The following is a 22073-nucleotide window of genomic DNA, read 5'->3' as shown; positions in this document are numbered from 1 at the left end:
TGATTGCGAGACGTTATGAAACCCATAGGTTCAGTACGGCGGATATCGATGGCAGGCGCTTTGGTGTTCTGCCAGGCAACCTTCGCCCACGGCCCGGTCTTCGATTGCTACATCGAGGACGATAGCCGGGTGGCGTGCGAGGCGGGCTTCACCGACGGCAGCTCGGCCGCAGGCAGACAAATCCATGTCCAGGATCCGAGCGGCAAGGTGTTGCTCCAAGGCGAAGTCGGCAAGGACAACACCTACACATTCCAGCCCCCTGCCGGAAACTACTCCGTGGTGTTCCTGGGTGGCGCTGGACATCAGATCACGATTCAGTCTTCCGACATTTCAAGGTGAAAACGACCATGACGTTCAAGCGAAAACTGCTTCAAGCCCTGGCCGCGACGACATTCACTGGCTTGACCGGCGCTGCACAGGCTCATTTCCAGATGCTTTACGTCGAAGAAACGGCACTGCAACGCGCAGAACAACTCGAGTTCGCGCTGGTGTTCACCCATCCTTTCTCCGGCGGTCCTACCATGACCATGGATGCACCTCGCGCCTTCAGCCACATCAGTTCCCACGGCGAGGAAAAAATCGACCTGCGCAAATACCTGCGCCCCGTCGAGTGGCAGAGTCGCGACAACCGAACGACGGCCTATCGTGCCTCGATTCCACGGGAGTTGGTGCGCTCACTGGGTGACCATATCTTCGTACTCGAACCCGAGCCTTACCTGGAAACCGAGGAAGACGTCTACATCCAACAGTTCACCAAGCTGATCGTGAACGTGGGCGGAGTCCCCGGCAACTGGACAGAACCACAAGGGTTGCCGGTGGAGATCCAGCCTTTGAACAAGCCTTATGCCAATTGGACGGGCGGCGTGTTCCGCGCCGTGGTGCTGGCCGGTGGCAAGCCTGTTCCATTCGCCGAAGTCGAAATCGAATACGTCAACCATTCCGTTGATCTCGAGAAAAATGCCTTCGGCCAGCAAGACTACGTCACGGCCCCCCAGGCTTCATTCAAAGCCCTGAGCACCTACTCGGACGCCCAAGGGATCGTGACCATCGGCCTGCCCCGGGCCGGTTGGTGGGGCATTGCGGCGCTCGACATCGGTGCGACGAAAACCCACAAGGGCAAACCCCTGTCGCAAGACGCGGTGCTATGGGTGCAGGCCAGGGACATGAAGTGATCAGGTGCCAGCGCAGACTACCCGCACTCATGCCTCCCAACGACGAAACAACACGCTGGCATTGACCCCGCCAAACCCGAACCCATTCGACAGCGCATGGGTAATCGGCATCTTCCTGGCCTTCAGGCCGACCAGATCAAGCCCAGCGGCGGCCTCGTCAGGATGAACCAGGTTCAGGGTCGGCGGCACGATCTGGTCACGCAGCGCCAATACCGTGAAGATGGCTTCAATGCCCCCGGCCGCGCCCAGCAGGTGGCCGGTAGCCGATTTAGTCGAGGTAATCGCCACCCCCGAGTCGGTGCCGAACACCGAGCAAATCGCCGCCAGCTCCCCGCTGTCGCCGACCTGGGTAGACGTCGCATGGGCATTGATATGCTGCACGTCGGCTGGGCTGACAGCGGCCTGGCGCAGCGCCTGTTCCATTGCGCGGCGGGCACCGTTGCCGTCTTCCGGGCCGGCCGTCAGATGGTAGGCATCGGCACTGGTGCCATAGCCGACCAGCTCCGCCAGAGGCTTGGCCCCACGGGCCAAGGCATGTTCCAGCGACTCGATCACCAACAACCCGGCACCTTCGGCCATGACAAAGCCGTCGCGATCACGGTCGAAGGGGCGCGAAGCTTCCTGCGGGCGGTCGGCAAAACCGGTAGAGAGCGCCCTGGCCGCCGCGAAACACCCCAAGGTCACGCGATCGATCGCCGCCTCGGTACCGCCGCAAACGGCAATGTCCGCCTCCCCGCTCCTGATCAGCCGGGCCGCATCGCCGATGGCCTGCACGCCGGCCGCACAGGCGGTTACCGGTGCACCGAGCGGGCCCTTGAGGCCGTGCCGGATGGACACGTGACCGGCCGCCATGTTGGCGAGAAACGCCGGTGCGGAGAACGGCGACAGCCGACGCGGCCCCCGCGAGTCGGTGGTGCGTACGGCATCGGCAATGGCGCCAAACCCACCCACGCCCGATGAAATGATCGTCGCGGTCCGTTCCTGGTCGACGGCTTCAGTCGGATGCCAGCCCGCCTGCTCCAGGGCCTCATGGGCGGCCACCAGCGCAAACTCGATGAAGCGATCCATTTTCTTGCGATCCTTGGGCGCGATGAAGCGTTCCGGGTCGTAACCGGCAACGGCATCCTCTTCCAGAGAGGGCACCTGGCCGCCGACCCCGACGCCGGTACCCTCGGTGAACGCCTCGGGCAGGCTACGGATGCCGGAACGCCCGGCCAGCAGCCGCTGCCAGACTTGCTCCACGCCACAACCCAGCGGACCGACGATGCCAACGCCCGTGACTACGATGCGTGTTTGACCTGCTGCAGTACTCATGGAAACCTCTTCAATTCTGTAGGCGCTCACTGGAGCGCTATGCGATGAATCGCTTATGCCTGGGTTGCTGTTTCAGTTTGAACGGTATTGACCGGACGGATCTTGAACCAGATGGCATACATCGCCGGCAGGAACACCAGCGTTATGATGGTGCCGACGAAGGTGCCGCCAATCAGGGTGTAGGCCAGCGTTCCCCAGAAAACGGAATGGGTCAGCGGGATGAATGCCAGGATCGCCGCCAGCGCCGTCAGCAGCACCGGACGAGCCCGCTGCACCGTGGCTTCGATGACCGCGTGGAACGGGTCCAGCCCCTCCTTTGCATTCTGATGGATCTGCCCGATCAGGATCAGCGTGTTGCGCATCAGGATGCCCGACAGCGCGATCAGTCCCACCAGGGCGTTGATGCCAAACGGCTGGTGGAAAACCAGCAACGTCGGCACCACGCCGATCAACCCCAGCGGCGCAGTGAAGAACACCATGATCATGGCCGAGATCGAGCGCACCTGGACGATGATGATCAGCAGCGTCAGGGCAATCATGATCGGCACCAGCGGCACGATGGCCTGGCCGGCTTTGCCGGACTCCTCGATGGCCCCTGCCTGCTCGATCCGGTAGCCGCCGGGCAGCGTGTCGATGATCGGTTGCAGTTGCTTGATGATCGCACTCGACACATCCGGCGGTTGCAGACCTTCGGCAATGTCGCCGCGCACGGTAATGGTCGGGGTCCGGTCACGACGGCGCAGGATCGGATCCTCCATGCGCACGTCCACTTCGCCAACCTGGGACAACGGAATACGCTGCCCCGCCGCGCCCACCAGGGTAAAGCCCTCGATCCGGGCCGGGTCGAGACGGATATCCCCGGCGGCGCGTCCCACCACCTGCACCGAACGAATGTCCTCGCGAACCGCCGTGATCGGCACCCCGGCCAGCAGGAATTGCAGTTGCTCGGCGACGGCACTGGACGTCAGTCCAACCGCCTGCAAGCGATCCTGGTCCAGATTGAAATGCAGCGTCGGCGTCAGTGGGCCCCAATCGGTGTTGACGGTCCTCATCATCGGGTTGGCTTGCATGACATCTTGGACGCGGCTTGCGATCTCCCGCAGTTTCGACGGATCAGGCCCCATCACCCGGTAGGCCACAGGAAAGGGTGAGTACGGACCAAAGACAATTTGCGTCGCCCTGACCCGTGCCTCCGGGGCCAGCCCTTCGGCGACCGCTTCGCGCAGGCGGAACTTGAGGGTTTCCCGCGCTTCCTGGTCGTCTGTCAGCACCACGATCTTGGCGAACGATGGGTCCGGCAGCTCCGGCGCGATCGCCAGGAAAAAGCGCGGTGCGCCCTGCCCGATGTAAGCCGTGACGATTTTGGCTTGGGGCTGTTTTTGCAGCCAGGCCTCAACCTTGGCAGTGGCGGCGCTGGTCTGCTCGATGGAGGTGCCATAGGGCATTTGTACTTCGATCATGACCTCGGGACGGTCCGAGGTCGGGAAGAACTGCTTCTTGACCTGGCCCATACCCAGGATGGCGACCACAAACAGTGTGATGACGGTGCCGGCCACCAGCCATTTGCGGGCGATCACCCGCGCCAGGATTCGCCGGAAGCGGTTGTAGCGTGGGGTGTCGTAGATGGCCGCCTGCCCGCCTTCGACCTTCTTGATGTCCGGCAACATCTTCACCCCCAGGTAGGGGGTGAACGCTACCGCGACCAGCCAGGAGGCGATCAGGGCAATGCCGACGATCCAGAACATGTTGCTGGTGTATTCGCCAGCGGTGGACTGGGCGAAACCGTTGGGCATGAAGCCGATCGCCGTCACCAGCGTACCGGACAGCATCGGTGCGGCCGTGTGGCTCCAGGCGTACGCGGAGGCCTTGATCCGGTCGTAGCCCTCCTCCATCTTCACCACCATCATTTCGATCGCGATGATGGCGTCGTCCACCAGCAGCCCGAGGGCCAGAATCAGCGAGCCCAGCGTGATCCGGTCAAAGTTCTTGCCGGTGGCCGCCATCACCACGAACACGATGGCCAGGGTCAAGGGTACTGCCGCCGCGACCACGATCCCGACGTGCCAGCCCATACTGATGAAGCAGACCACCATCACCACCAGCAAGGCAACGAAGAACTTGACCATGAATTCGTCGACCGCCGAGCTGATGTTCACCGCCTGATCGGTCACCTTGGTCAGCGTCATGCCCAGCGGCATGCCTTCATTGATCTTGCTCGTCTCGGCATCGAGCGCCTTGCCCAGGTCGAGGCCGTTCCAACCCTCGCGCATGATCACGCCTAGCAACAATGCCTCTTCGCCGTTGTTGCGCACCAGGAAGGTGGCCGGGTCTTCATAGCCACGTTCAACCGTCGCCACGTCCGAGAGTTTCAACGTGCGCCCCTGGATGGCCAGGGGCGTGTCACGAATTTTCTCCAATTTATCGAAAGCACCCTCCACCCGCAGGAAAACCTGTGGCCCGTTGGTTTCGATGGAGCCGGCGGGCGTCAGTACGTTCTGGCTGTTCAGGGCGGCGAAGAGGTCCTGGGGAGAAACACCCAAGGTCGCCAGCCGGTCATGGGAGAAGGAAATGAAAATGCGCTCGGCCTGTTCGCCGATGATGTTGACCTTCTTCACCCCCGCCACATGCAACAGGCGCTGGCGCAGCACCTCGGCATCACGCACCAGCAGGCGCTGCGGCTCGCCCTTGGCCTTGAGGGCGAAAAGCGCGAACGTCACGTCCGAGTACTCGTCGTTGACCAGGGGGCCGATCACACCCGCTGGCAACTTGGTGGTTTCGTCGTCGAGCTTCTTGCGCGCCTGGTAGAACTCTTCCTGCACCTGTGAAGGCGGCGTGCGGTCCAGCAGCGAAACCATGGTGAAAGCCAGGCCGGGACGAGTGTAGGTTTCCGAGCGGTCGTACCATTTCAATTCTTGCAGGCGTTTTTCCAGGGGCTCGGCGACCTGGTCCTGCATCTCCTGCGCCGTCGCCCCCGGCCATGCAGTGATGACGGTCAGTTGCTTGACCGTGAACGGTGGATCCTCCGCGCGGCCAAGCTTGAAGAACGCCAGGGTCCCGGCGACGGCGATCAGGAAAATCAGAAATACCGTGATGGCGCGCTCGCGCACGGCGAGCGCCGACAGATTGAAGCTCATTGGCGGCTCTCCGCGACGTTCACATCGCCCTGTGCAAGCGGCCGGACGGGCTCGCCTTCACGCAGCAGATGTGCACCCAGACCGACAATGCGCTCACCGACGTTGAGACGGCCTGCAACGCGCGCCGCGTCGTCGCTCAAGCCCAAGACCTGGACGGGACGCCAAGTCACTTTTGCCGGCTCGCCGTCGATGACCCACACGCCAGTGCCATTGCCGGGGTCGTACAGCGCCGCAATCGGCACTTGCAGCACCTGCTCCTGGGCCACGCCCTCGGCGATACGCAGTGTGACGGTCGAGCCCAGCGGTGCATTAGCCAGGGCGCCCTCCAGGACATAGCGCGCTTCAAAGGTACGGGTCACCCGGTCAGCCGAATCGGAAAGCAGCCTGAGCCTGGCGGCGACCGCCCCGCTGGTGTTGCCATACAGTGTCGCCTGGGCGCTGGACCCGACGGCCGGCCGCAAGGTCTCGGGCAGTTGCACGACGGCTTCGCGCTGCCCGGCTCGCGCCAGTCGGACCACCGGTTGACCCGGGCTGACGACCTGCCCCGGCTCGGCGAGCGTTTCCATCACCACACCATCGGCGTCGGCGAGGAGCACCGCATAGCCGGACGCGTTGCGGGCCACGTCGGCTTGCGCCTCGGCGGCGCTGAGCTGCGCCTTCGCGGTATCGGCGGCGGCTTTGATCTGGTCATAACCCGACGCCGAAATCGCCCCGGCGGCCACCAGCTCGCGATATCGCGCTTCATCGTCAGCGGTCTGCTTGGCCCGGGCGCGTGCGGCCGTGACAGCCTCTTGCTGGGCTCGCGCCTGCAAGCCCAGGTCGATGGGGTCCAGGCGCATCAGCGGCTGGCCCTTCTTGACGGCCTGACCGGCATCCACCAAGCGCTCCAGGACCTTGCCTGATACACGGAAGCCCAGGTCGCTCTGGACGCGGGCCGCCACCACGCCAGTGAAAGAGCGAGCGCCAGCGGAGGAGCCCTGCACTTGCGCAACCCTCACCAGAGGAGCAAGCGTGCGCGGATCGGTGGCAGTGGATGAGTCGCCACACGCCGTGAGGACGAGAGGCAACAAGCAAACGGCAAGGGTGACAGGTCGGAGCCGGAGCATAGGTTCCCTTTACTGAACAGAGGACTGGGAGCTCATTCTTGCGCTCGTGACCAATACTGTCAATGGTCACACATCACCCGGCAGTTCATGAAAGCTGATTTTTCACAAATACCCATTAAATACTGCACTTTCAATTCTGAAAGCCACTTTCACCCCTAATTGACAGACTGTGACCATCATATAATATGGTCACAAATGTCGATCCCAAGGAAACGTCAATGCCCACCCTGCGCCCCCTTGCTTTTTTAGTAAGCGCCAGCTTGATGACCGGCTGCGCGGTCGGTCCGGACTATCAGCGTCCCGATGCCGCGCTTTCGGATCGTTTCCTGGGCCAATCTTCTGTCGAACAAAGGACCGGCACAGCGCGGACCAGTCTCACCACCTGGTGGGAGGGTTTTGGCGACCCGGTGTTGACCGATTTCATCACCAAGGCGCTGGAGCAGAACCTCGACCTTGCCCAGGCCTCAGCGCGCGTTGCCCAGGCGCGGGCAGGTCTCGGCGCCGCCAACGCCGCCTTGTTGCCGTCGGGAAATATCAGCGGCCAGGCCGCACGGGCCTATCAATCCGTCGAGACGCCGCTGGGCCAGGTGCTCGATTCAACCCCCGGTTATGATCGATATGGCAATAGCTACTCGATGGACCTGGGCGCGAGCTGGGAACTGGATGTCTTTGGTGGGCTGCGACGCGGACGCGAAGCTGCATGGGCCGAGTACCAGGCCTCCGAGGCCGGGGCCGCGGCCACGAGGCTGGCCGTCGCCGCGCAGACTGCTGACATCTATATCACCCTGCGCGGCTTGCAAGCGCGGCTGGACATTGCGAACCGCCAGGTCAAGACCCAGCAGGACCTGCTGGAAAAAGTCCAGCTGCTCTACAGCAAAGGGCTCGCCGCCAGCTACCAGGTCCGCCAGACCGAGGGTGAACTTGCCCAGGTCCAGGCAACGGTACCGGTCCTGCAAACCGGGCTGGATGCCGCCATGAATGCGCTGGATGTCATGCTCGGCACGCCGCCAGGCACCCACCGCCCGCAACTGACCGAGACGGGTAGCATTCCCCTGCCCCCACAAATCAGCGGGATGGGCACGCCCGCCGATCTGCTGCGCCGACGGCCGGACCTCATCGTCGCCGAGCGCCGTCTCGCCGCCTCCAATGCCCGCATCGGTGAAGCCGTCGCCGAGTACTATCCGAAATTTTCCCTCAGCGCATTGCTCGGCAGTGCCACGGCAGTCTCTGCCGGGCACCTTTTCTCCGGCGGCGCCAGCCAGGCGTCGGGGGCGCTGGGTCTGCGCTGGAGGCTGTTCGATTTTGGCCGGATCAACGCCCAGATCGACCAGGCCAAGGGACAGGAAGCCGAGGCGCTGGCTGCTTATCGCCAGTCCGCGTTGCGCGCCACCGAGGATGTCGAGAACGCGTTCTCCGCCTTGGTCAACCGAGAAGCCCAGGCCACGACACTCACGTCAGGCGAAGCGTCATTGAGCGAGGCGCGTCGATCATCCTTTATCGCCTATCAGAAAGGCACGGCCAGCCTGATCGATGTCCTCAACGCCGACGAGACGCTGCTCCAGGCATCCGATGCCCGGGCACAAGCACGGACGGAATCGGCACGCGCGGCGGTCGCGGCATTCAGGGCGCTCGGTGGCGGCTGGCAAGCGCCGCAGCCACCCCAGCCCATCGCGAGCCGATGATCCGACATGAACACCAGGTCGTCATCGCGAGCAAGCTCGCTCCCACAGGGAATGAGCGCTAACCCTGTGGGAGCGAGCTTGCTCGCGATCGGGCAATCGCAGCCATTTTCAATCTCTGTAACCGGAGTCCAGCCACATGAAAACCAACGAGAATTCCTGGGGGCTCATCACGGACGCTTCAAGCGGCTTTGGCGAGGAGTTCGCCCGGCAATACGCAGCGCAGGGAAAATCCCTCGTTCTGGTAGCCCGCAGGCTGGACAAACTGGAAGCGCTGACTCACGTGACCAATTTATAAAATAGTCACTTCACAGGCAAAAAGAGACCACTCAGTCAGGTACACCCCGAATGCAAGGGAAGTCGTTTTTGAATCGGGACGGCTACTCGTCGCAGCCGTCCCTCAGGGCATCAGGCTACGCAGGATGAGGTTGGCGGTGAGCGTCGGTGCCACCTCGACATGATCGAGGCTGTACTGCAGCAATAGAGGATTGACGAAAGGCCGAAGGGTCAGGTGTATCGCCTCAACGGTTTCATCCAGGGGCGTCTTGCGTTCGAACTCACCGCTTTCGCGCCCTTCCCGTACGACCTGCACCACGAATTGCTTGATCCGTGCGTCATACACCTGGGAGCTGGGCCAGCGCTCCGACGCGGAGAATGCGGCAATGTCATAAAGCTTGCGATCATTGAAGAACAGGTCGATCCCGGTGGTAATCAGGGTCTTGACCAGGCGGCGAAAGCGCTCGGTCGAAGAGAGCCCTTCCTCGCTGATGGCCTCCTCCACGGCCGCAACGATCTTCGCCAGACAGCTGGAACAAATGGCTTCGCCAATCGCCTGCTTGGAATCGAAAAACTTGTAGATGTAGGCCTTGGAAAAGCCGATGGCCTTGGCCAGGTCAGACACGGTGGTCTTGGCGTAGCCGTATTGGCTGAAATGCTCGTTGGCCGCCGCGACAATCTGGTCGCGAATGTCATGATCGGCTGGGCCGCGAGTGCTGGACGAAGGTGCTGTTGGCTGATTCATGGGAGCAGCTTACGCATCCCGGCGAGGGATGACAACTTGTGACCATCAATGAATATAGTCACAAAACAACCGTCCGTCAGTTACCCGCGCCTTGCCCCCCTCGCCACAAGGGCTCCCGATTTATCCGTATCATTTGGCAAAAAGCTGGCTCATATCCTTGAATGCCTTGAATTCAAGGGCATTGCCACACGGATCGAACAGGAACATCGTGGCTTGCTCGCCAACCTGCCCTTTGAAGCGGACGTAGGGTTCAATCACAAACTCCGTACCGAAAGATCTCAATCGTTCAGCCAGTGCCTCCCACGCCTCCCAAGCCAAGACAACACCAAAGTGCGGGACCGGCACATCGTGCCCGTCCACCGGATTGCTCTGGGCACTTTCCTGGAAAGCGGTCTTGGGTTGCTCATGAATCACCAGTTGGTGACCGTAGAAATTGAAATCGACCCACTGGCTGCTGGAACGGCCTTCTTCCAGGCCAAACACTTCACCATAGAAGGTACGGGCGGCGGCAAGATCGTAGACCGGAATCGCCAGATGGAACGGAGAAATGCTCATCGAGAATCCTCTTACGTGTGAGGTTGGACCATCCTAGCGCCGCGCTTGCGGCAAGAAAACCCTACAGACCGTGTCCAGGCGATGCTGGGAACGGACCGGTCTTTCGCGGCGGGACCTTGCACCGCAGGTCCGTCGTGCAGGTATACATTCAAATTAGCCGCTTGCGCCGAGCAAATGATCTATACCTTCAGAAGCACAGTCGGACCAAGGCATCGGCACTGACGTGATGGAATGGAACGGTTCTGGCGAATCCTGCAGGATCGCTGCACCTTGCGCCGCACCCTATAAAAAAGAAGCTGGCCTGTAGACGTTGTTTCCGGCGCCCCGTACGCCGGGATTGGCGCACCACTTTCAATGCCTGAAGTATCGTCCATGAGCCCGACTACACGCGTTTTGAACGCCTCGACCAAAGCGCTTTACCGGCTTTGTCTGTTACTGCCGCTGCTGGCTAACCATGAGGCGAGCGCTGAGCCTCTGGTCATTGAACTGCACATTCCCGACGCACCGCCGCTGACATTCGTCAACGACCCCAGGGGCCACGGAATCGTGGGCGATGTCGCCGTGGCGGCCATGACCAGGGCCGGGTACACCGTAAAGATCCATGTACTTCCCTGGGCTCGGGCGCAAAAGCATGTCAGTGAAGAACATGACCACTTGATCACACCCCTGTCGCGCATCCCCACTCGCGAGGATCGCTTCACCTGGATCGCCTCGATCATGCCCATGGAGCGCGCCTTTTTCAGCCTCGAGCGGCGGGTGAGCAGCTTCGCCCAAGCGAAAGAAACCTACCGCAAGATCGGCGTCGGCCTGGGCAGTGCACAGGAAGATATCCTGCGCAGCGAAGGGTTCAGCGATGAGCAGATCTATCCGTTGGCCATCGGCGACAATCCCGCCCAGATGCTGTTGATGGGGCGTATCGATGCCTGGTTCAACGGCGTGCCGGAGAGTCGTTACATCTGGCCGAAGGTGTCCAAGCGCAAACTGCTCATGAGTTCGGTTGGCAGCAACGCCGACCTTTACCTGGCCTGCTCCAAGCAATGCTCGCCGGAAATGGTCGAGCATTTGCGCGACGCGGTCGAAGCGCTTCGCGCGGATGGGACCGTCAAGCGTGTCCATGACCTATATTTGCCGCAATAGGCTGTGGCGAGGGAAGCCGGACTAGAGCCCTCATCGATGGCTTATATCATTCTGAATGATAGTTACCTTTGCTTCATTCGATTCGTTCCTGTGCCTTGCGCCACGCATCATCCGCCCATTCTCAATACATTGGCGGATGCTATCCATGGAACATTCACTTTCAAAACTGCGTTTTCCCCTCGCGCTGCTGGCGGTGCTGGTGATGAGCGCCTGCGGCAAGACTCCCGACACGGCAGCGTCCATGCCGCCGGCCAAAGTCAGTGTGGCCAAGGTGTTGGAGCAGCCTGTCAACGAATGGGATGAGTTCACCGGCCGCCTCGAGGCGCCAGAAACTGTCGAGATCCGCCCGCGGGTTTCCGGGCAGATCGACGAAGTGGCCTTCACCGAAGGCGCGCTGGTCAAGAAAGGCGACCTGCTGTTCCAGATCGACCCCCGTCCCTTCCAGGCTGAAGTGCGTCGTCTCGAAGCCCAACTGGCCCAAGCCCGCGCCACCGCCACCCGCAGCGAGAACGAAGCCCAGCGTGGCGAACGCCTGCGCTTGAGCAACGCCATTTCCGCCGAACTGGCGGACTCGCGCACCACCGCCGCCCAGGAAGCCCGTGCCGCCGTCGCGGCGATCCAGGCGCAATTGGACCTGGCCAAGCTGAACCTGAGCTTCACCCGCGTCACCTCGCCCATCAGCGGTCGCGTCAGCCGCGCGCAGATTACTGCCGGCAACCTGGTGACCGCCGATGTCACGCCGCTTACCAGCGTCGTGTCCACCGACAAGGTCTACGCCTACTTCGATGCCGACGAGCGTGTCTTCCTCAAGTACACCCAACTCGCCCGCCAGGGCCAGCGCGGCCAGGCCACGCCGGTCTACATGGGCCTGTCCAACGAAGACGGCAACCCGCACCTGGGCCAGATGAACTTCGTCGACAACCAGGTCAACCCGCAGACCGGCACCATTCGCGGTCGCGCCGTGTTCGACAACAAGGACGGCGCCTACACCCCGGGCCTGTACGCTCGCCTGAAGCTGGTGGGCAGTGGCACCTACTCTGCCGTGCTGATCAATGACGAAGCCGTGGGCACCGACCTGGGCAAGAAATTCGTACTGGTGATGGACGCCGAGAACAAGCCGGCGTACCGCGCCGTCGAGCTGGGGCCGAAGATCGAAGGCTTGCGTATCGTGCGCAACGGCTTGAGCAAGGACGACACCATCATCGTCAAGGGGCTGCAACGGGCTCGCCCGGGCTCGCCGGTCACGCCTGAAACCGTACCGATGGCCAGTGAAGAAACCATTGCCGCCCTGGCAGAACAACGTAAAGCGCTCGAAGCCAGCAACCTGCCCCAAGTCGCGCCATCCAAGGCGGCGTCAGGCTCGGCAGGCAAACTGGCCGCTGCGACCCCACGCGGTTAAGGGACTGAATCCAAGATGAAATTTTCCCAGTTCTTCATTTCGCGGCCGATCTTCGCAGCAGTGCTCTCGCTGCTGATCCTGATCGCCGGCGCCATCTCGCTGTTCCAGCTACCGATCAGCGAATACCCGGAAGTCGTGCCGCCGACCGTGGTCGTACGCGCCAACTTCCCCGGCGCCAACCCCAAGGTCATCGGCGAAACCGTGGCCGCGCCCCTGGAACAAGCCATCACCGGCGTCGAGAACATGCTGTACATGTCCTCGCAGTCCACCGCTGACGGCAAGATCACCTTGACCATCACCTTCGCCCTGGGCACCGACCTGGACAACGCCCAGGTGCAGGTGCAGAACCGTGTCACCCGGACCGAGCCCAAGCTGCCGGAAGAAGTGACCCGGATCGGCATCACGGTGGACAAGGCCTCGCCCGACCTGACCATGGTCGTGCACTTGACCTCGCCGGACAAACGCTACGACATGCTCTACCTGTCCAACTACGCCCTGCTCAACATCAAGGATGAGCTGGCGCGCCTGGGCGGCGTAGGTGATGTGCAGCTGTTCGGCATGGGTGACTACTCCCTGCGGGTCTGGCTGGATCCGAACAAGACCGCTTCGCGCAACCTGACCGCCACTGACGTGGTCACCGCGATCCGTGAACAGAACCGCCAGGTGGCGGCCGGTGCCCTGGGTGCGCCGCCAGCGCCGAACGCTCAATCCTTCCAGCTGTCGATCAATACCCAGGGTCGCCTGGTGAGTGAGGAAGAATTCGAGAACATCATCATTCGCTCCGGCGCCAATGGTGAGATCACGCGCCTGAAGGACATCGCCCGGGTCGAGCTGGGCTCCAGCCAATACGCCCTGCGCTCGCTGCTGGACAACCAGCCGGCGGTGGCGATCCCGATCTTCCAGCGCCCTGGTTCCAACGCGATCCAGATCTCCAACGACGTTCGCGCCAAGATGGAAGAGCTGAAAAAAGGCTTCCCGGCGGGAATGGACTACAGCATCGTCTATGACCCGACGATCTTCGTCCGGGGCTCCATCGAAGCGGTGGTCCACACCCTGTTCGAAGCCCTGATTCTCGTGGTGCTGGTGGTGATCCTGTTCCTGCAGACCTGGCGCGCCTCGATCATCCCCCTGGTGGCGGTGCCGGTTTCGCTGATCGGTACGTTCGCGGTGATGCACCTGTTCGGCTTCTCGTTGAACGCCCTGTCGCTGTTCGGCCTGGTCCTGGCGATCGGTATCGTGGTGGACGACGCCATCGTGGTGGTGGAGAACGTCGAGCGAAACATCGAGCTGGGGCTGACCCCCGTGGAGGCGACCAAGCGCGCCATGGGCGAAGTGACCGGTCCGATCATCGCCACCGCCCTGGTGCTGTGCGCGGTCTTCGTTCCGGCGGCGTTCATCAGCGGCCTGACCGGTCAGTTCTATAAACAGTTCGCCCTGACCATTGCCATCTCCACGGTAATCTCGGCGGTCAACTCCCTGACCCTGTCGCCGGCCCTGGCCGCGGTGCTGCTCAAGGGCCATGACGCGCCCAAGGACCGTTTCTCCAAGTTCCTGGACAAGATATTCGGTGGCTGGCTGTTCCGTCCGTTCAACCGCTTCTTCGAGCGTGCCAGCCACGGCTACGTGGGCACCGTCGCTCGGGTCATCCGCAGCAGCGGCATCGCCCTGGTGCTCTACGCCGGCCTGATGGTGCTGACGTTCTTCGGCTTCTCCACCACCCCGACCGGTTTCGTACCCGGCCAGGACAAGCAATACCTGGTGGCCTTCGCCCAACTGCCGGACGCCTCGAGCCTGGACCGCACCGAAGACGTGATCAAGCGCATGTCCGACCTGGCCCTCAAGCAACCGGGCGTTGAAAGCGCCGTGGCCTTCCCCGGCCTGTCGATCAACGGTTTCACCAACAGCCCGAACGCCGGCATCGTGTTCGTGACCCTCAAGCCCTTCGACGAGCGCAAGGACCCGAGCATGTCGGCCGGCGCCATCGCCGGTGCCTTGAACGGCAAGTACTCGGAGATCCAGGAAGCCTACATGGCGATCTTCCCGCCGCCGCCGGTACAGGGCCTGGGCACGATCGGTGGTTTCCGCCTGCAAATCGAGGACCGGGGCAACCTGGGCTACGACGAGCTGTACAAAGAAACCATGAACATCATCACCAAGAGCCGCAGCGTGCCGGAACTGGCCGGGTTGTTCACCAGCTACACCGTGAACGTGCCCCAGGTCGATGCCGCCATCGACCGTGAAAAAGCCAAGACCCACGGCGTGGCCGTCAGCGACATCTTCGACACCCTGCAGATCTACCTGGGTTCGCTGTATGCCAACGACTTCAACCGCTTCGGTCGCACCTACCAGGTCAACGTCCAGGCCGAGCAGCAGTTCCGTCTCGAGTCGGACCAGATCGGCCAGCTCAAGGTGCGCAACAACCGCGGCGAGATGATCCCGCTGGCGACCTTCATCAAGGTCAGCGACACCTCGGGGCCAGATCGCGTGATGCACTACAACGGCTTCATCACGGCTGAAATCAACGGTGCCGCTGCCCCGGGATACAGCTCCGGCCAGGCTGAAAAGGCCATCGAAAAACTGCTCAAGGACGAACTGCCCAACGGCATGACGTACGAGTGGACCGACCTGACGTACCAGCAGATCCTCTCGGGCAACACCGCGCTGTTCGTGTTCCCGCTCTGCGTACTGCTGGCGTTCCTGGTGCTCGCGGCACAGTACGAAAGCTGGAGCCTGCCATTGGCGGTGATCCTGATCGTACCGATGACCCTGCTGTCGGCGATTACCGGGGTGATTCTCTCCGGTGGCGACAACAACATCTTTACCCAGATCGGCTTGATCGTACTGGTGGGTCTTGCCTGCAAGAACGCGATTCTGATCGTCGAGTTCGCCAAGGATAAACAGCTCGAAGGCATGAACCCGCTGGCGGCGGTCCTCGAAGCGTGCCGCCTGCGTCTGCGGCCGATCCTGATGACCTCCTTCGCCTTCATCATGGGCGTGGTGCCCCTGGTGTTCTCCAGCGGCGCAGGTGCGGAAATGCGTCATGCCATGGGTGTGGCGGTGTTCTCCGGGATGCTCGGCGTGACCTTCTTCGGCCTGCTGCTCACCCCTGTGTTCTATGTACTGATCCGCAACTTCGTCGAGCGCAGCGAGGCCCGCAAAGCGGCCCGGGCTTTGAAACTGGAGGCGCAACAATGAGTTTGAAAGCGTTCGTTCCGAGCTTGCTGGCCCTGGCGTTGAGCGCCTGCGCCGTGGGCCCGGACTACAAGGCACCCCAAACGGAGGCGGCGACCATCACCACCGCCACCGACGGTGCCGCCGGCCAGAAGAATTTCGACCGGGCCCGCTTCGAGGGCGTCTGGTGGCAGCAGTTCGACGACCCGACCCTCAACGCGTTGGTGACTCGCTCCCTGGAAGGCAACCGCGAGTTGCGCGTGGCCTTCGCCCGCTTGCGGGCCGCCCGGGCGATTCGCGATGACGCCAGCAATGACGTCATGCCAACCATCACCAGCCGTGCCAGCAGCGACCTCGGCAAGGGCCAGAATCCGACAGGGCAGACGGACGAGCGGGTCAACACCGAACGTTACGACCTGGGCCTGGACATGGCCTGGGAGCTGGACCTGTTCGGACGCATCCGGCGTAACCTGGAAGCCACCGACGCCGATCAGCAGGCGGTCGAAGCCGACCTCTATCAGTTGCAGGTGACGATGATCGCCGAACTGGTGGACGCCTACGGTCAATTGCGCGGCGCGCAACTGCGGGAAAAGATCGCCTTGGCCAACCTGAAGAACCAGCAGGATTCGCGCAAGATCACCGAAAGCCTGCGCGATGCCGGTGTCGGCGATCAGCTCGATGTGGTGCGTGCCGATGCCCGCCTGGCGTCTGTAGAAGCCAGCGTGCCGCAACTGCAGGCCGAACAGGTGCGCCAACGCAACCGCATCGCCACGTTGCTGGGTGAGCGCCCGGACAAACTCAGCGTGGACCTGAGCCCGAAACAGTTGCCGGCCATCGCCAAGGCCCTGCCCATCGGCGATCCGGGTGAACTGCTGCAACGACGCCCGGACATTCTCAGTGCCGAGCGCCAACTGGCCGCCGCCACGGCGCGCATCGGCGTGGCCAAGGCCGATCTGTTCCCACGGGTCAGCCTGAGCGGTTTCCTTGGTTTCACGGCTGGACGCGGTTCGCAGATCGGCTCCTCGGCCGCCAACGCCTGGGCGCTGGGCCCGAGTATTACCTGGGCCGCTTTCGACCTGGGCAGCGTGCGGGCGCGCTTGCGCGGTGCCGACGCCGAGGCGGACGGCGCCCTGGCGACCTACGAACAGCAAGTGCTGCTGGCCCTGGAAGAATCGGAAAACGCCTTCAGTGACTACGGCAAGCGCCAGCAACGGCTGATTTCGCTGATCCGCCAGAGTGAATCGAGCCGCGCCGCCGCCGACCTGGCCGAGATTCGTTACCGCGAAGGCACCGTGGATTTCCTCGTGCTGCTCGATGCCCAACGTGAACGCCTGGCCGCCGAAGACACCCAGGCCCAGGCCGAAGTGGACCTGTACCGCGGCATCGTCGCAATCTACAAGGCCCTGGGTGGCGGCTGGAAACCGGAAACCGTTGCCAGCAACTGACCCGCCCTGCTCAACCGAGCTCCTTTGGTTGGCCGCAACCAACCAATTCTTTGCCCCGCGCTCATTTGGACGCGGGGCTTTTTTTGCCTATCGCCCACAACCCACCGTGAAAGAGCCCATTGTGGGAGCGAGCATGCTCTCGATAGCGGTGGGTCAGCTGGCGGTGATGTCGGATGCGCAAACGCCATCGCGAGCAAGCTCGGCTCCCACAGGGGAACTCGGGTGGGTACAGGGTTTGTGTCTCCTCCATTGCAGTGTGGGAGCCGAGCTTGCTCGCGATGGCGGTGGGTCAGTCAATATCGATATCGCTGATCCGACGCCATCGCCAGCAAGCTCGCTCCCACAGGTCCGCTACCGCTGTGACAAGGTTTGACTCAAGCCGCCACCTGACCGAAGCTTGCGACATTTCACGCTTCTGGTAATGGATTCCCTGCATGCCCTCGCCTCGCCGCCGCTATCTACTCCTCAGCCTCTGTGTCCTGTTGTTGATCGGTCTTGTCGCGCTATGGCTACGCAGCACCACGCCGCAAATCCCCGAAGCGATCAAGCGCGGTTACAGTGAAGCCCTGGAAAGCGCCCGCAACGGACAGCCGGGGGCGGCGCGCATGCTTTACCAGCAACTGGGGCGTCCGGACCTCTCGCCCAAGCGCCGTGTGTGGCTGCACGCCGAACTGCCCAACTACCCCAGCCCGCAAGCCTTGAAACTGGCGGACGCGGACCTGCACAGCGAATCACCGGACGTACGTCGGGCGGCCATCGGCAGTATCGTCGGGCTGGTTCCGACGGGCCAGCGCAGCCTGTTGCTCGGCCCACTCCTGGATGATGACGACGCGAATGTCCGGTTCGCAGCCGTGAATGCGCTGCTGGGCCTCTCGCCGGATGACCTGGGCTTGTATTTCGGCGCGATGCAGATCGCCATCGATACCTGGAAACAGGTGCTCGAGGATGGTCCGAAAACCGCGGAGGCCCACTACCAGCTTGCCCGGCTGCATCTGCACAACGCCGAATTGAAGAAAGCCCAATTAGCCCTTGAGCAGGCTTTGCGTCTGCAACCGGACAATCTCCCGGCGCTGGTCATGCAGATCGAAGTGCTGGACAAACAAGGCCAGAGCGAAGCCGCACGACAACTGCTCGCCCGACAGTTGCAAACCCAGCCAACGTCGGCTTATCTGCAACATGCGCTGGGCATGTGGCTGCTGCAACACGGCCAGAGCGAGTATGCGGTGCTCGGTCTGGCAAAAGCCGTGGAACTGGAACCCGAGAACCGGCATTACCGCTATGACTTGGCGACCACCCTGCATGCCGAACAGGAAGTGGAAGCCGCGCAGAAACAGTTGCAGGAAATCGTCCAGCGCTACCCCGCCGACCGCAAGGCACGGGTGTTGCTGATCAACTATTGGAAGGAAACCGGTCAGTTGCAGAACGTTCAAATCCTGTTGGCGCAATTGGAGCAGTTGAACCCCGATGACCCGGCGCTGCAACAGGGCCTGTAGGCGCTGTCGAAGGCTGCAATCACTCAATTGCCTGCTGCCTCGCTTCGCTCGACAGCTCCTACAAAAAGTTGTGCAGTACACCGCGTTTTGTCGATGTAAGCGGAACCGCCATCACTGCCAAAGGTCAAGTGTTCAGGCAGTCGATTTCAGGCGTTACCCCGCCTGCTGCCCACTTCCCTAGTCATGAGAGGGCTATTTTTGTCTACATCTAACGAGTTGATCAGTGCAAAAGCCGCCACCGGCATCGAAGGACTGGATGATGTCCTTTCCGGTGGTTTGTCCCGCGGCCATGTGTTCCTGCTAGAGGGGGAACCCGGGACTGGTAAGACCACGGTCGCGTTGCATTTTCTGTTAGCCGGCGCCAAGGCTGGCGAGCGCTCGTTGTACATCACGCTATCGGAAACCGAGCGTGAACTGCGTCAGGGCGCGGCCTCCCACGGGTGGACGCTGGATGACAATATTCATATTTTCGAGCTGACCCCGCCCGAAAGCCTGCTCAATGCCGAGCATCAGCAGAGCCTGCTGTACTCCTCGGACCTGGAGCTGGGCGAAGCGACGCGGCAGATTTTCGAAGTGGTCGAACGGGTCAAGCCGACCCGGGTCGTGCTCGACAGCCTGTCGGAAATCCGGCTGCTGGCGCAAAGCTCCCTGCGCTATCGGCGCCAGATCCTGGCGATCAAGCATTATTTCGTGCGCTACGACGCCACGGTCCTGCTGCTTGACGACCTGACTACCGAATCCCTGGACAAGACCGTGCACAGCGTGGCCCACGGGGTGGTGCGCCTGGAGGAACTGACCCCCAACTACGGCGCCGAACGGCGGCGGATCCGGGTAGTCAAGTATCGCGGGCAGAAATACCGCGGCGGTTACCATGACTTCACCATCATGAGCGACGGCGTGCACGTCTTCCCGCGCCTGGTGGCCGCCGAGCATCGTGGGCAGTACCTGCGCCAGCAACTCTCCAGCGGCATCGGCGAAATGGATGCGCTGCTGGGCGGCGGTATCGAGACAGGGTCCAGTACCTTGATCCTGGGCCCGGCGGGTACCGGCAAGTCGCTGATCGCGCTGATTTTTGCCGCAGCCGCCGTACAGCGCGGCGAGAAAGCCGCGCTGTTCATCTTCGACGAAGAGCTGGGCTTGCTGTTCGAGCGCATGAAAAACATCGGCATCGACCTGCAGGCCCTGCTGGAGACCGGCAACCTGCTGATCGAACAGGTCGACGCCGCCGAGTTGTCCCCCGGCGAGTTCTCCCACCGCGTACGCCGTTGCGTCGATGAGGGCAACATCAAGACCGTGGTCATCGACAGTATCAACGGCTATCAGGCGGCGATGCCGGAAGAGAACGCCCTGGTGCTGCACATGCATGAATTGTTGCTCTATCTCAACCGCAAAGGTGCGGCGACCTTCATGACCGTTGCACAGCACGGTCTGGTCGGCGACATGCAAGCGCCCGTGGACATTACTTACCTGGCCGATACGGTGATTCTGTTGCGTTATTTCGAAGCACTGGGCAAGGTTCGCCGGGCGATCTCCATCATCAAGAAACGCACCGGCAGCCACGAGTCGACCATCCGCGAATACCGCATCAGCCGCCAGGGCATGACCATCGGCGAGCCATTGGAGGCGTTCCAAGGTGTCCTGCGCGGGGTCCCCACCTACATGGGCGAGAGCAACCCGCTGCTCAAGGATGAACACCGGTGACGCCGGCCGAGCCCCTGTCCGAGCGGGCGCTGATCCTCGCACCGCTGGGACGGGACAGCCAGATCGCCTTGATGATCCTCAATGAAGCCGGTTTTGCCGGCCTCATCTGCCACCACCTGGGCCATTTGTGCGAAGAGTTGGAAAGCGGTGCCGGCCTGCTGGTGATCTCTTCGGAGGCCTTGGTAGGGCCCGACCTGGAAACGCTGTTCCAGCAAATCGAACAGCAGCCGGCCTGGTCAGACCTGCCCATTGTCTTGCTGACCCATCACGGCGGGCCGGAACAGAACCCGGCGGCCCGTATCGGTGCGCGATTGGGTAACGTGACCTTTCTCGAGCGCCCTTTCCATCCTGTGACCCTGATCAGCCTGGTGACCACCGCCCTGCGAGGTCGTCGAAGGCAGTACGAAGCCCGCGACCGCCTGATCGACCTCAGCAACAGCGAACTGCGCCTGCAGACCACCCTTGAAACCCTCGAGCAGCAGGTAGAAGAACGTACCGCCCAACTACGCCACAACGAAGAAGCCCTGCGCCAGTCGCAAAAAATGGAAGCGGTCGGCCAATTGACCGGCGGTATCGCCCACGACTTCAACAACATGCTCACCGGGATCATCGGCAGCCTCGAACTGCTGCGCCGGCGCCTGGCCCGCGGCCGTACCGAGGACCTGGACAGCCTGATCGACCTGGGCGTGACCTCGGCCAACCGCGCCGCCGGCCTGACCCATCGCCTGCTGGCGTTTTCCCGACGGCAATCGCTGGACTCCAAGGCCGTCCAGATGAATACGCTGGTGCTGTCCATGGGCGAGCTGCTGCAACGCAGCCTCAACGAGAGCATTCGCCTGGACATGCGATTGGACGAACAGCTCTGGGTCGCCGAGGCCGACCCCAACCAACTGGAAAGCGCCCTGCTCAACCTGGTGCTCAACGCCCGGGATGCCATGCCCAACGGCGGAAATCTGGTGGTGCAGACCTGCAACCGACACCTGGACGCCGACTTCACCGATGCCTACACCAACCTGGAGCCCGGCGACTATGTGGTGCTGAGCGTGCAGGACACCGGTTGTGGCATGCCCGAAGCGGTGATCGGCCGCGCGTTCGACCCGTTTTTCACCACCAAGCCGATCGGCCAGGGCACCGGGCTGGGCCTGTCGATGATCTATGGCTTCAGCAAGCAGTCGCGTGGCCACGTGACCATCGACAGCGAGGTCGACAAAGGCACCACCGTGAACCTGTACCTGCCGCGCTTTCGCGGTGAAGAAGTCCACGAGCCCCAGGTCATCACGCAGCACGCGCCGCATGCGCAGGACGGCGAAACCGTGCTGATCGTCGAGGACGATCCGGCGGTGCGGGTGCTGGTGAGCGCGGTGTTGAGCGAGCTGGGTTATGCCTTTGTGGAAGCGGCCGACGCCAATGGCGCGGTCCCGATCCTCCAGTCAGGCCAACGCATCGACCTGCTGATCAGCGACGTAGGCCTGCCCGGCATGAATGGTCGGCAACTGGCGGAAATCGGCCGGCAGGTGCGTCCGGACCTGCGGGTGCTGTTCATCACCGGCTACGCCGAGCATGCGGCGGTACGCGGCGGCTTCCTTGACCCGGGGATGCAGATGATCACCAAACCGTTCACGTTTGATTTGTTGACGGCCAAGGTACGGGAGATGATCAAGGTTTGAGGCGATGGGCAGGCATTGTGGCGAGCAAGCTGGCTCCCGCAGGCGGGCGCGGTAGGAGCTGTCGAGCGGAGCGAGGCTG

15 protein-coding genes and 1 pseudogene are annotated in these 22073 nt (G+C 62.4%); 11 read left to right on the top strand and 5 right to left on the bottom strand.

All coding sequences use genetic code 11. The annotated features are described in order from the left end of the window. The first annotated feature begins 48 nt into the window (after positions 1–48). Together BLO80_RS02030 and BLO80_RS02025 are read left to right on the top strand one after the other, a co-directional pair. Entirely contained in the window at positions 49–339 is a 291-nt protein-coding gene (locus BLO80_RS02030; protein WP_256326643.1) for a hypothetical protein, read from the top strand. Between the two features lie 8 nt (positions 340–347). After that, a complete protein-coding gene (locus tag BLO80_RS02025; protein ID WP_092326419.1) occupies positions 348–1172 on the top strand; it encodes a DUF4198 domain-containing protein in 825 nt (274 codons plus the stop codon). A gap of 27 nt (positions 1173–1199) precedes the next feature. Here the strand turns inward: BLO80_RS02025 and fabF are convergent, their stop codons facing one another. The 3 genes from fabF to BLO80_RS02010 are packed head-to-tail and all read right to left on the bottom strand — an operon-like array spanning position 1200 to position 6726. Beyond that, the gene (fabF, locus tag BLO80_RS02020) at positions 1200–2486 is read right to left on the bottom strand and encodes a beta-ketoacyl-ACP synthase II (protein ID WP_092326418.1); all 1287 of its coding nucleotides are present in this window, start codon (positions 2484–2486) and stop codon (positions 1200–1202) included. Between the two features lie 53 nt (positions 2487–2539). Beyond that, the gene (locus BLO80_RS02015; protein ID WP_092326416.1) at positions 2540–5620 is read right to left on the bottom strand and encodes an efflux RND transporter permease subunit; all 3081 of its coding nucleotides are present in this window, start codon (positions 5618–5620) and stop codon (positions 2540–2542) included. Beyond that, complete coding sequence (locus tag BLO80_RS02010) at positions 5617–6726, bottom strand: efflux RND transporter periplasmic adaptor subunit (RefSeq protein ID WP_092326415.1); 1110 nt, start codon at positions 6724–6726, stop codon at positions 5617–5619. Before BLO80_RS02010 ends, BLO80_RS02015 begins: the two co-directional genes overlap by 4 nt. Positions 6727–6944: 218 nt before the next feature. Here BLO80_RS02010 and BLO80_RS02005 point away from each other — a divergent pair, with 218 nt between their 5' ends. Together BLO80_RS02005 and BLO80_RS02000 are read left to right on the top strand one after the other, a co-directional pair. Further along, the gene (locus BLO80_RS02005; protein WP_092326413.1) at positions 6945–8408 is read left to right on the top strand and encodes an efflux transporter outer membrane subunit; all 1464 of its coding nucleotides are present in this window, start codon (positions 6945–6947) and stop codon (positions 8406–8408) included. 136 nt (positions 8409–8544) lie between these two features. Beyond that, positions 8545–8685, top strand: a pseudogene (locus BLO80_RS02000) (short-chain dehydrogenase); the annotation flags it as partial. 120 nt (positions 8686–8805) lie between these two features. Here BLO80_RS02000 and BLO80_RS01995 read toward each other — a convergent pair. After that, positions 8806–9426 (bottom strand): TetR/AcrR family transcriptional regulator, encoded by a 621-nt coding sequence (locus BLO80_RS01995; protein ID WP_092326412.1) that lies wholly within the window; start codon positions 9424–9426, stop codon positions 8806–8808. Between the two features lie 129 nt (positions 9427–9555). Further along, entirely contained in the window at positions 9556–9981 is a 426-nt protein-coding gene (locus tag BLO80_RS01990) for a VOC family protein (protein WP_092326410.1), read from the bottom strand. A 372-nt stretch (positions 9982–10353) separates the two neighbouring features. Between BLO80_RS01990 and BLO80_RS01985 the strand changes: the two genes are divergently transcribed. The 7 genes from BLO80_RS01985 to BLO80_RS01955 all read left to right on the top strand — a co-directional run bounded on the left by BLO80_RS01985 (position 10354) and on the right by BLO80_RS01955 (position 21994). Beyond that, positions 10354–11118 carry a substrate-binding periplasmic protein gene (locus BLO80_RS01985; RefSeq protein WP_092326409.1) on the top strand — a complete coding sequence of 255 codons (765 nt, stop codon included), beginning with the start codon at positions 10354–10356 and terminating at the stop codon, positions 11116–11118. Positions 11119–11263: 145 nt separating this feature from the next. Then, entirely contained in the window at positions 11264–12517 is a 1254-nt protein-coding gene (gene mexE / locus BLO80_RS01980; RefSeq protein ID WP_092326407.1) for a multidrug efflux RND transporter periplasmic adaptor subunit MexE, read from the top strand. 15 nt (positions 12518–12532) lie between these two features. Beyond that, positions 12533–15712: an efflux RND transporter permease subunit gene (locus tag BLO80_RS01975; RefSeq protein ID WP_092200845.1), complete on the top strand. Its 3180-nt coding sequence runs from the start codon at positions 12533–12535 to the stop codon at positions 15710–15712. Further along, on the top strand, positions 15709–17133 hold the full coding sequence (locus BLO80_RS01970; protein WP_092326406.1) for an efflux transporter outer membrane subunit: 1425 nt from the start codon (positions 15709–15711) through the stop codon (positions 17131–17133). Before BLO80_RS01975 ends, BLO80_RS01970 begins: the two co-directional genes overlap by 4 nt. Positions 17134–17567: 434 nt before the next feature. After that, positions 17568–18626: a tetratricopeptide repeat protein gene (locus BLO80_RS01965; protein WP_092326404.1), complete on the top strand. Its 1059-nt coding sequence runs from the start codon at positions 17568–17570 to the stop codon at positions 18624–18626. Positions 18627–18824: 198 nt separating this feature from the next. Further along, positions 18825–20327, top strand: coding sequence for an ATPase domain-containing protein (locus tag BLO80_RS01960; RefSeq protein ID WP_092326403.1), 1503 nt, complete (start codon positions 18825–18827; stop codon positions 20325–20327). Further along, complete coding sequence (locus BLO80_RS01955) at positions 20324–21994, top strand: response regulator (RefSeq protein ID WP_092326402.1); 1671 nt, start codon at positions 20324–20326, stop codon at positions 21992–21994. The genes BLO80_RS01960 and BLO80_RS01955 overlap by 4 nt, the downstream gene beginning before the upstream one ends. Positions 21995–22073: the final 79 nt, after the last annotated feature.

Source organism: Pseudomonas sp. NFACC56-3 (assembly GCF_900100025.1).
GTDB classification, from domain to species: Bacteria; Pseudomonadota; Gammaproteobacteria; order Pseudomonadales; family Pseudomonadaceae; genus Aquipseudomonas; species Aquipseudomonas fluorescens_AA.
The sequence above is the reverse complement of the archived record's forward strand: the minus strand, read 5'-3'. Positions and strand labels throughout refer to the sequence as shown.

Bases quoted from the DNA above. Each gene is read 5' to 3' on its own strand.
- BLO80_RS02030 (WP_256326643.1), top strand. From the start codon at position 49: ATGGCAGGCGCTTTGGTGTTCTGCCAGGCAACCTTCGCCCACGGCCCG.
- BLO80_RS02025 (WP_092326419.1), top strand. From the start codon at position 348: ATGACGTTCAAGCGAAAACTGCTTCAAGCCCTGGCCGCGACGACATTC.
- fabF (WP_092326418.1), bottom strand. From the start codon at position 2,486: ATGAGTACTGCAGCAGGTCAAACACGCATCGTAGTCACGGGCGTTGGC.
- BLO80_RS02015 (WP_092326416.1), bottom strand. From the start codon at position 5,620: ATGAGCTTCAATCTGTCGGCGCTCGCCGTGCGCGAGCGCGCCATCACG.
- BLO80_RS02010 (WP_092326415.1), bottom strand. From the start codon at position 6,726: ATGCTCCGGCTCCGACCTGTCACCCTTGCCGTTTGCTTGTTGCCTCTC.
- BLO80_RS02005 (WP_092326413.1), top strand. From the start codon at position 6,945: ATGCCCACCCTGCGCCCCCTTGCTTTTTTAGTAAGCGCCAGCTTGATG.
- BLO80_RS01995 (WP_092326412.1), bottom strand. From the start codon at position 9,426: ATGAATCAGCCAACAGCACCTTCGTCCAGCACTCGCGGCCCAGCCGAT.
- BLO80_RS01990 (WP_092326410.1), bottom strand. From the start codon at position 9,981: ATGAGCATTTCTCCGTTCCATCTGGCGATTCCGGTCTACGATCTTGCC.
- BLO80_RS01985 (WP_092326409.1), top strand. From the start codon at position 10,354: ATGAGCCCGACTACACGCGTTTTGAACGCCTCGACCAAAGCGCTTTAC.
- mexE (WP_092326407.1), top strand. From the start codon at position 11,264: ATGGAACATTCACTTTCAAAACTGCGTTTTCCCCTCGCGCTGCTGGCG.
- BLO80_RS01975 (WP_092200845.1), top strand. From the start codon at position 12,533: ATGAAATTTTCCCAGTTCTTCATTTCGCGGCCGATCTTCGCAGCAGTG.
- BLO80_RS01970 (WP_092326406.1), top strand. From the start codon at position 15,709: ATGAGTTTGAAAGCGTTCGTTCCGAGCTTGCTGGCCCTGGCGTTGAGC.
- BLO80_RS01965 (WP_092326404.1), top strand. From the start codon at position 17,568: ATGCCCTCGCCTCGCCGCCGCTATCTACTCCTCAGCCTCTGTGTCCTG.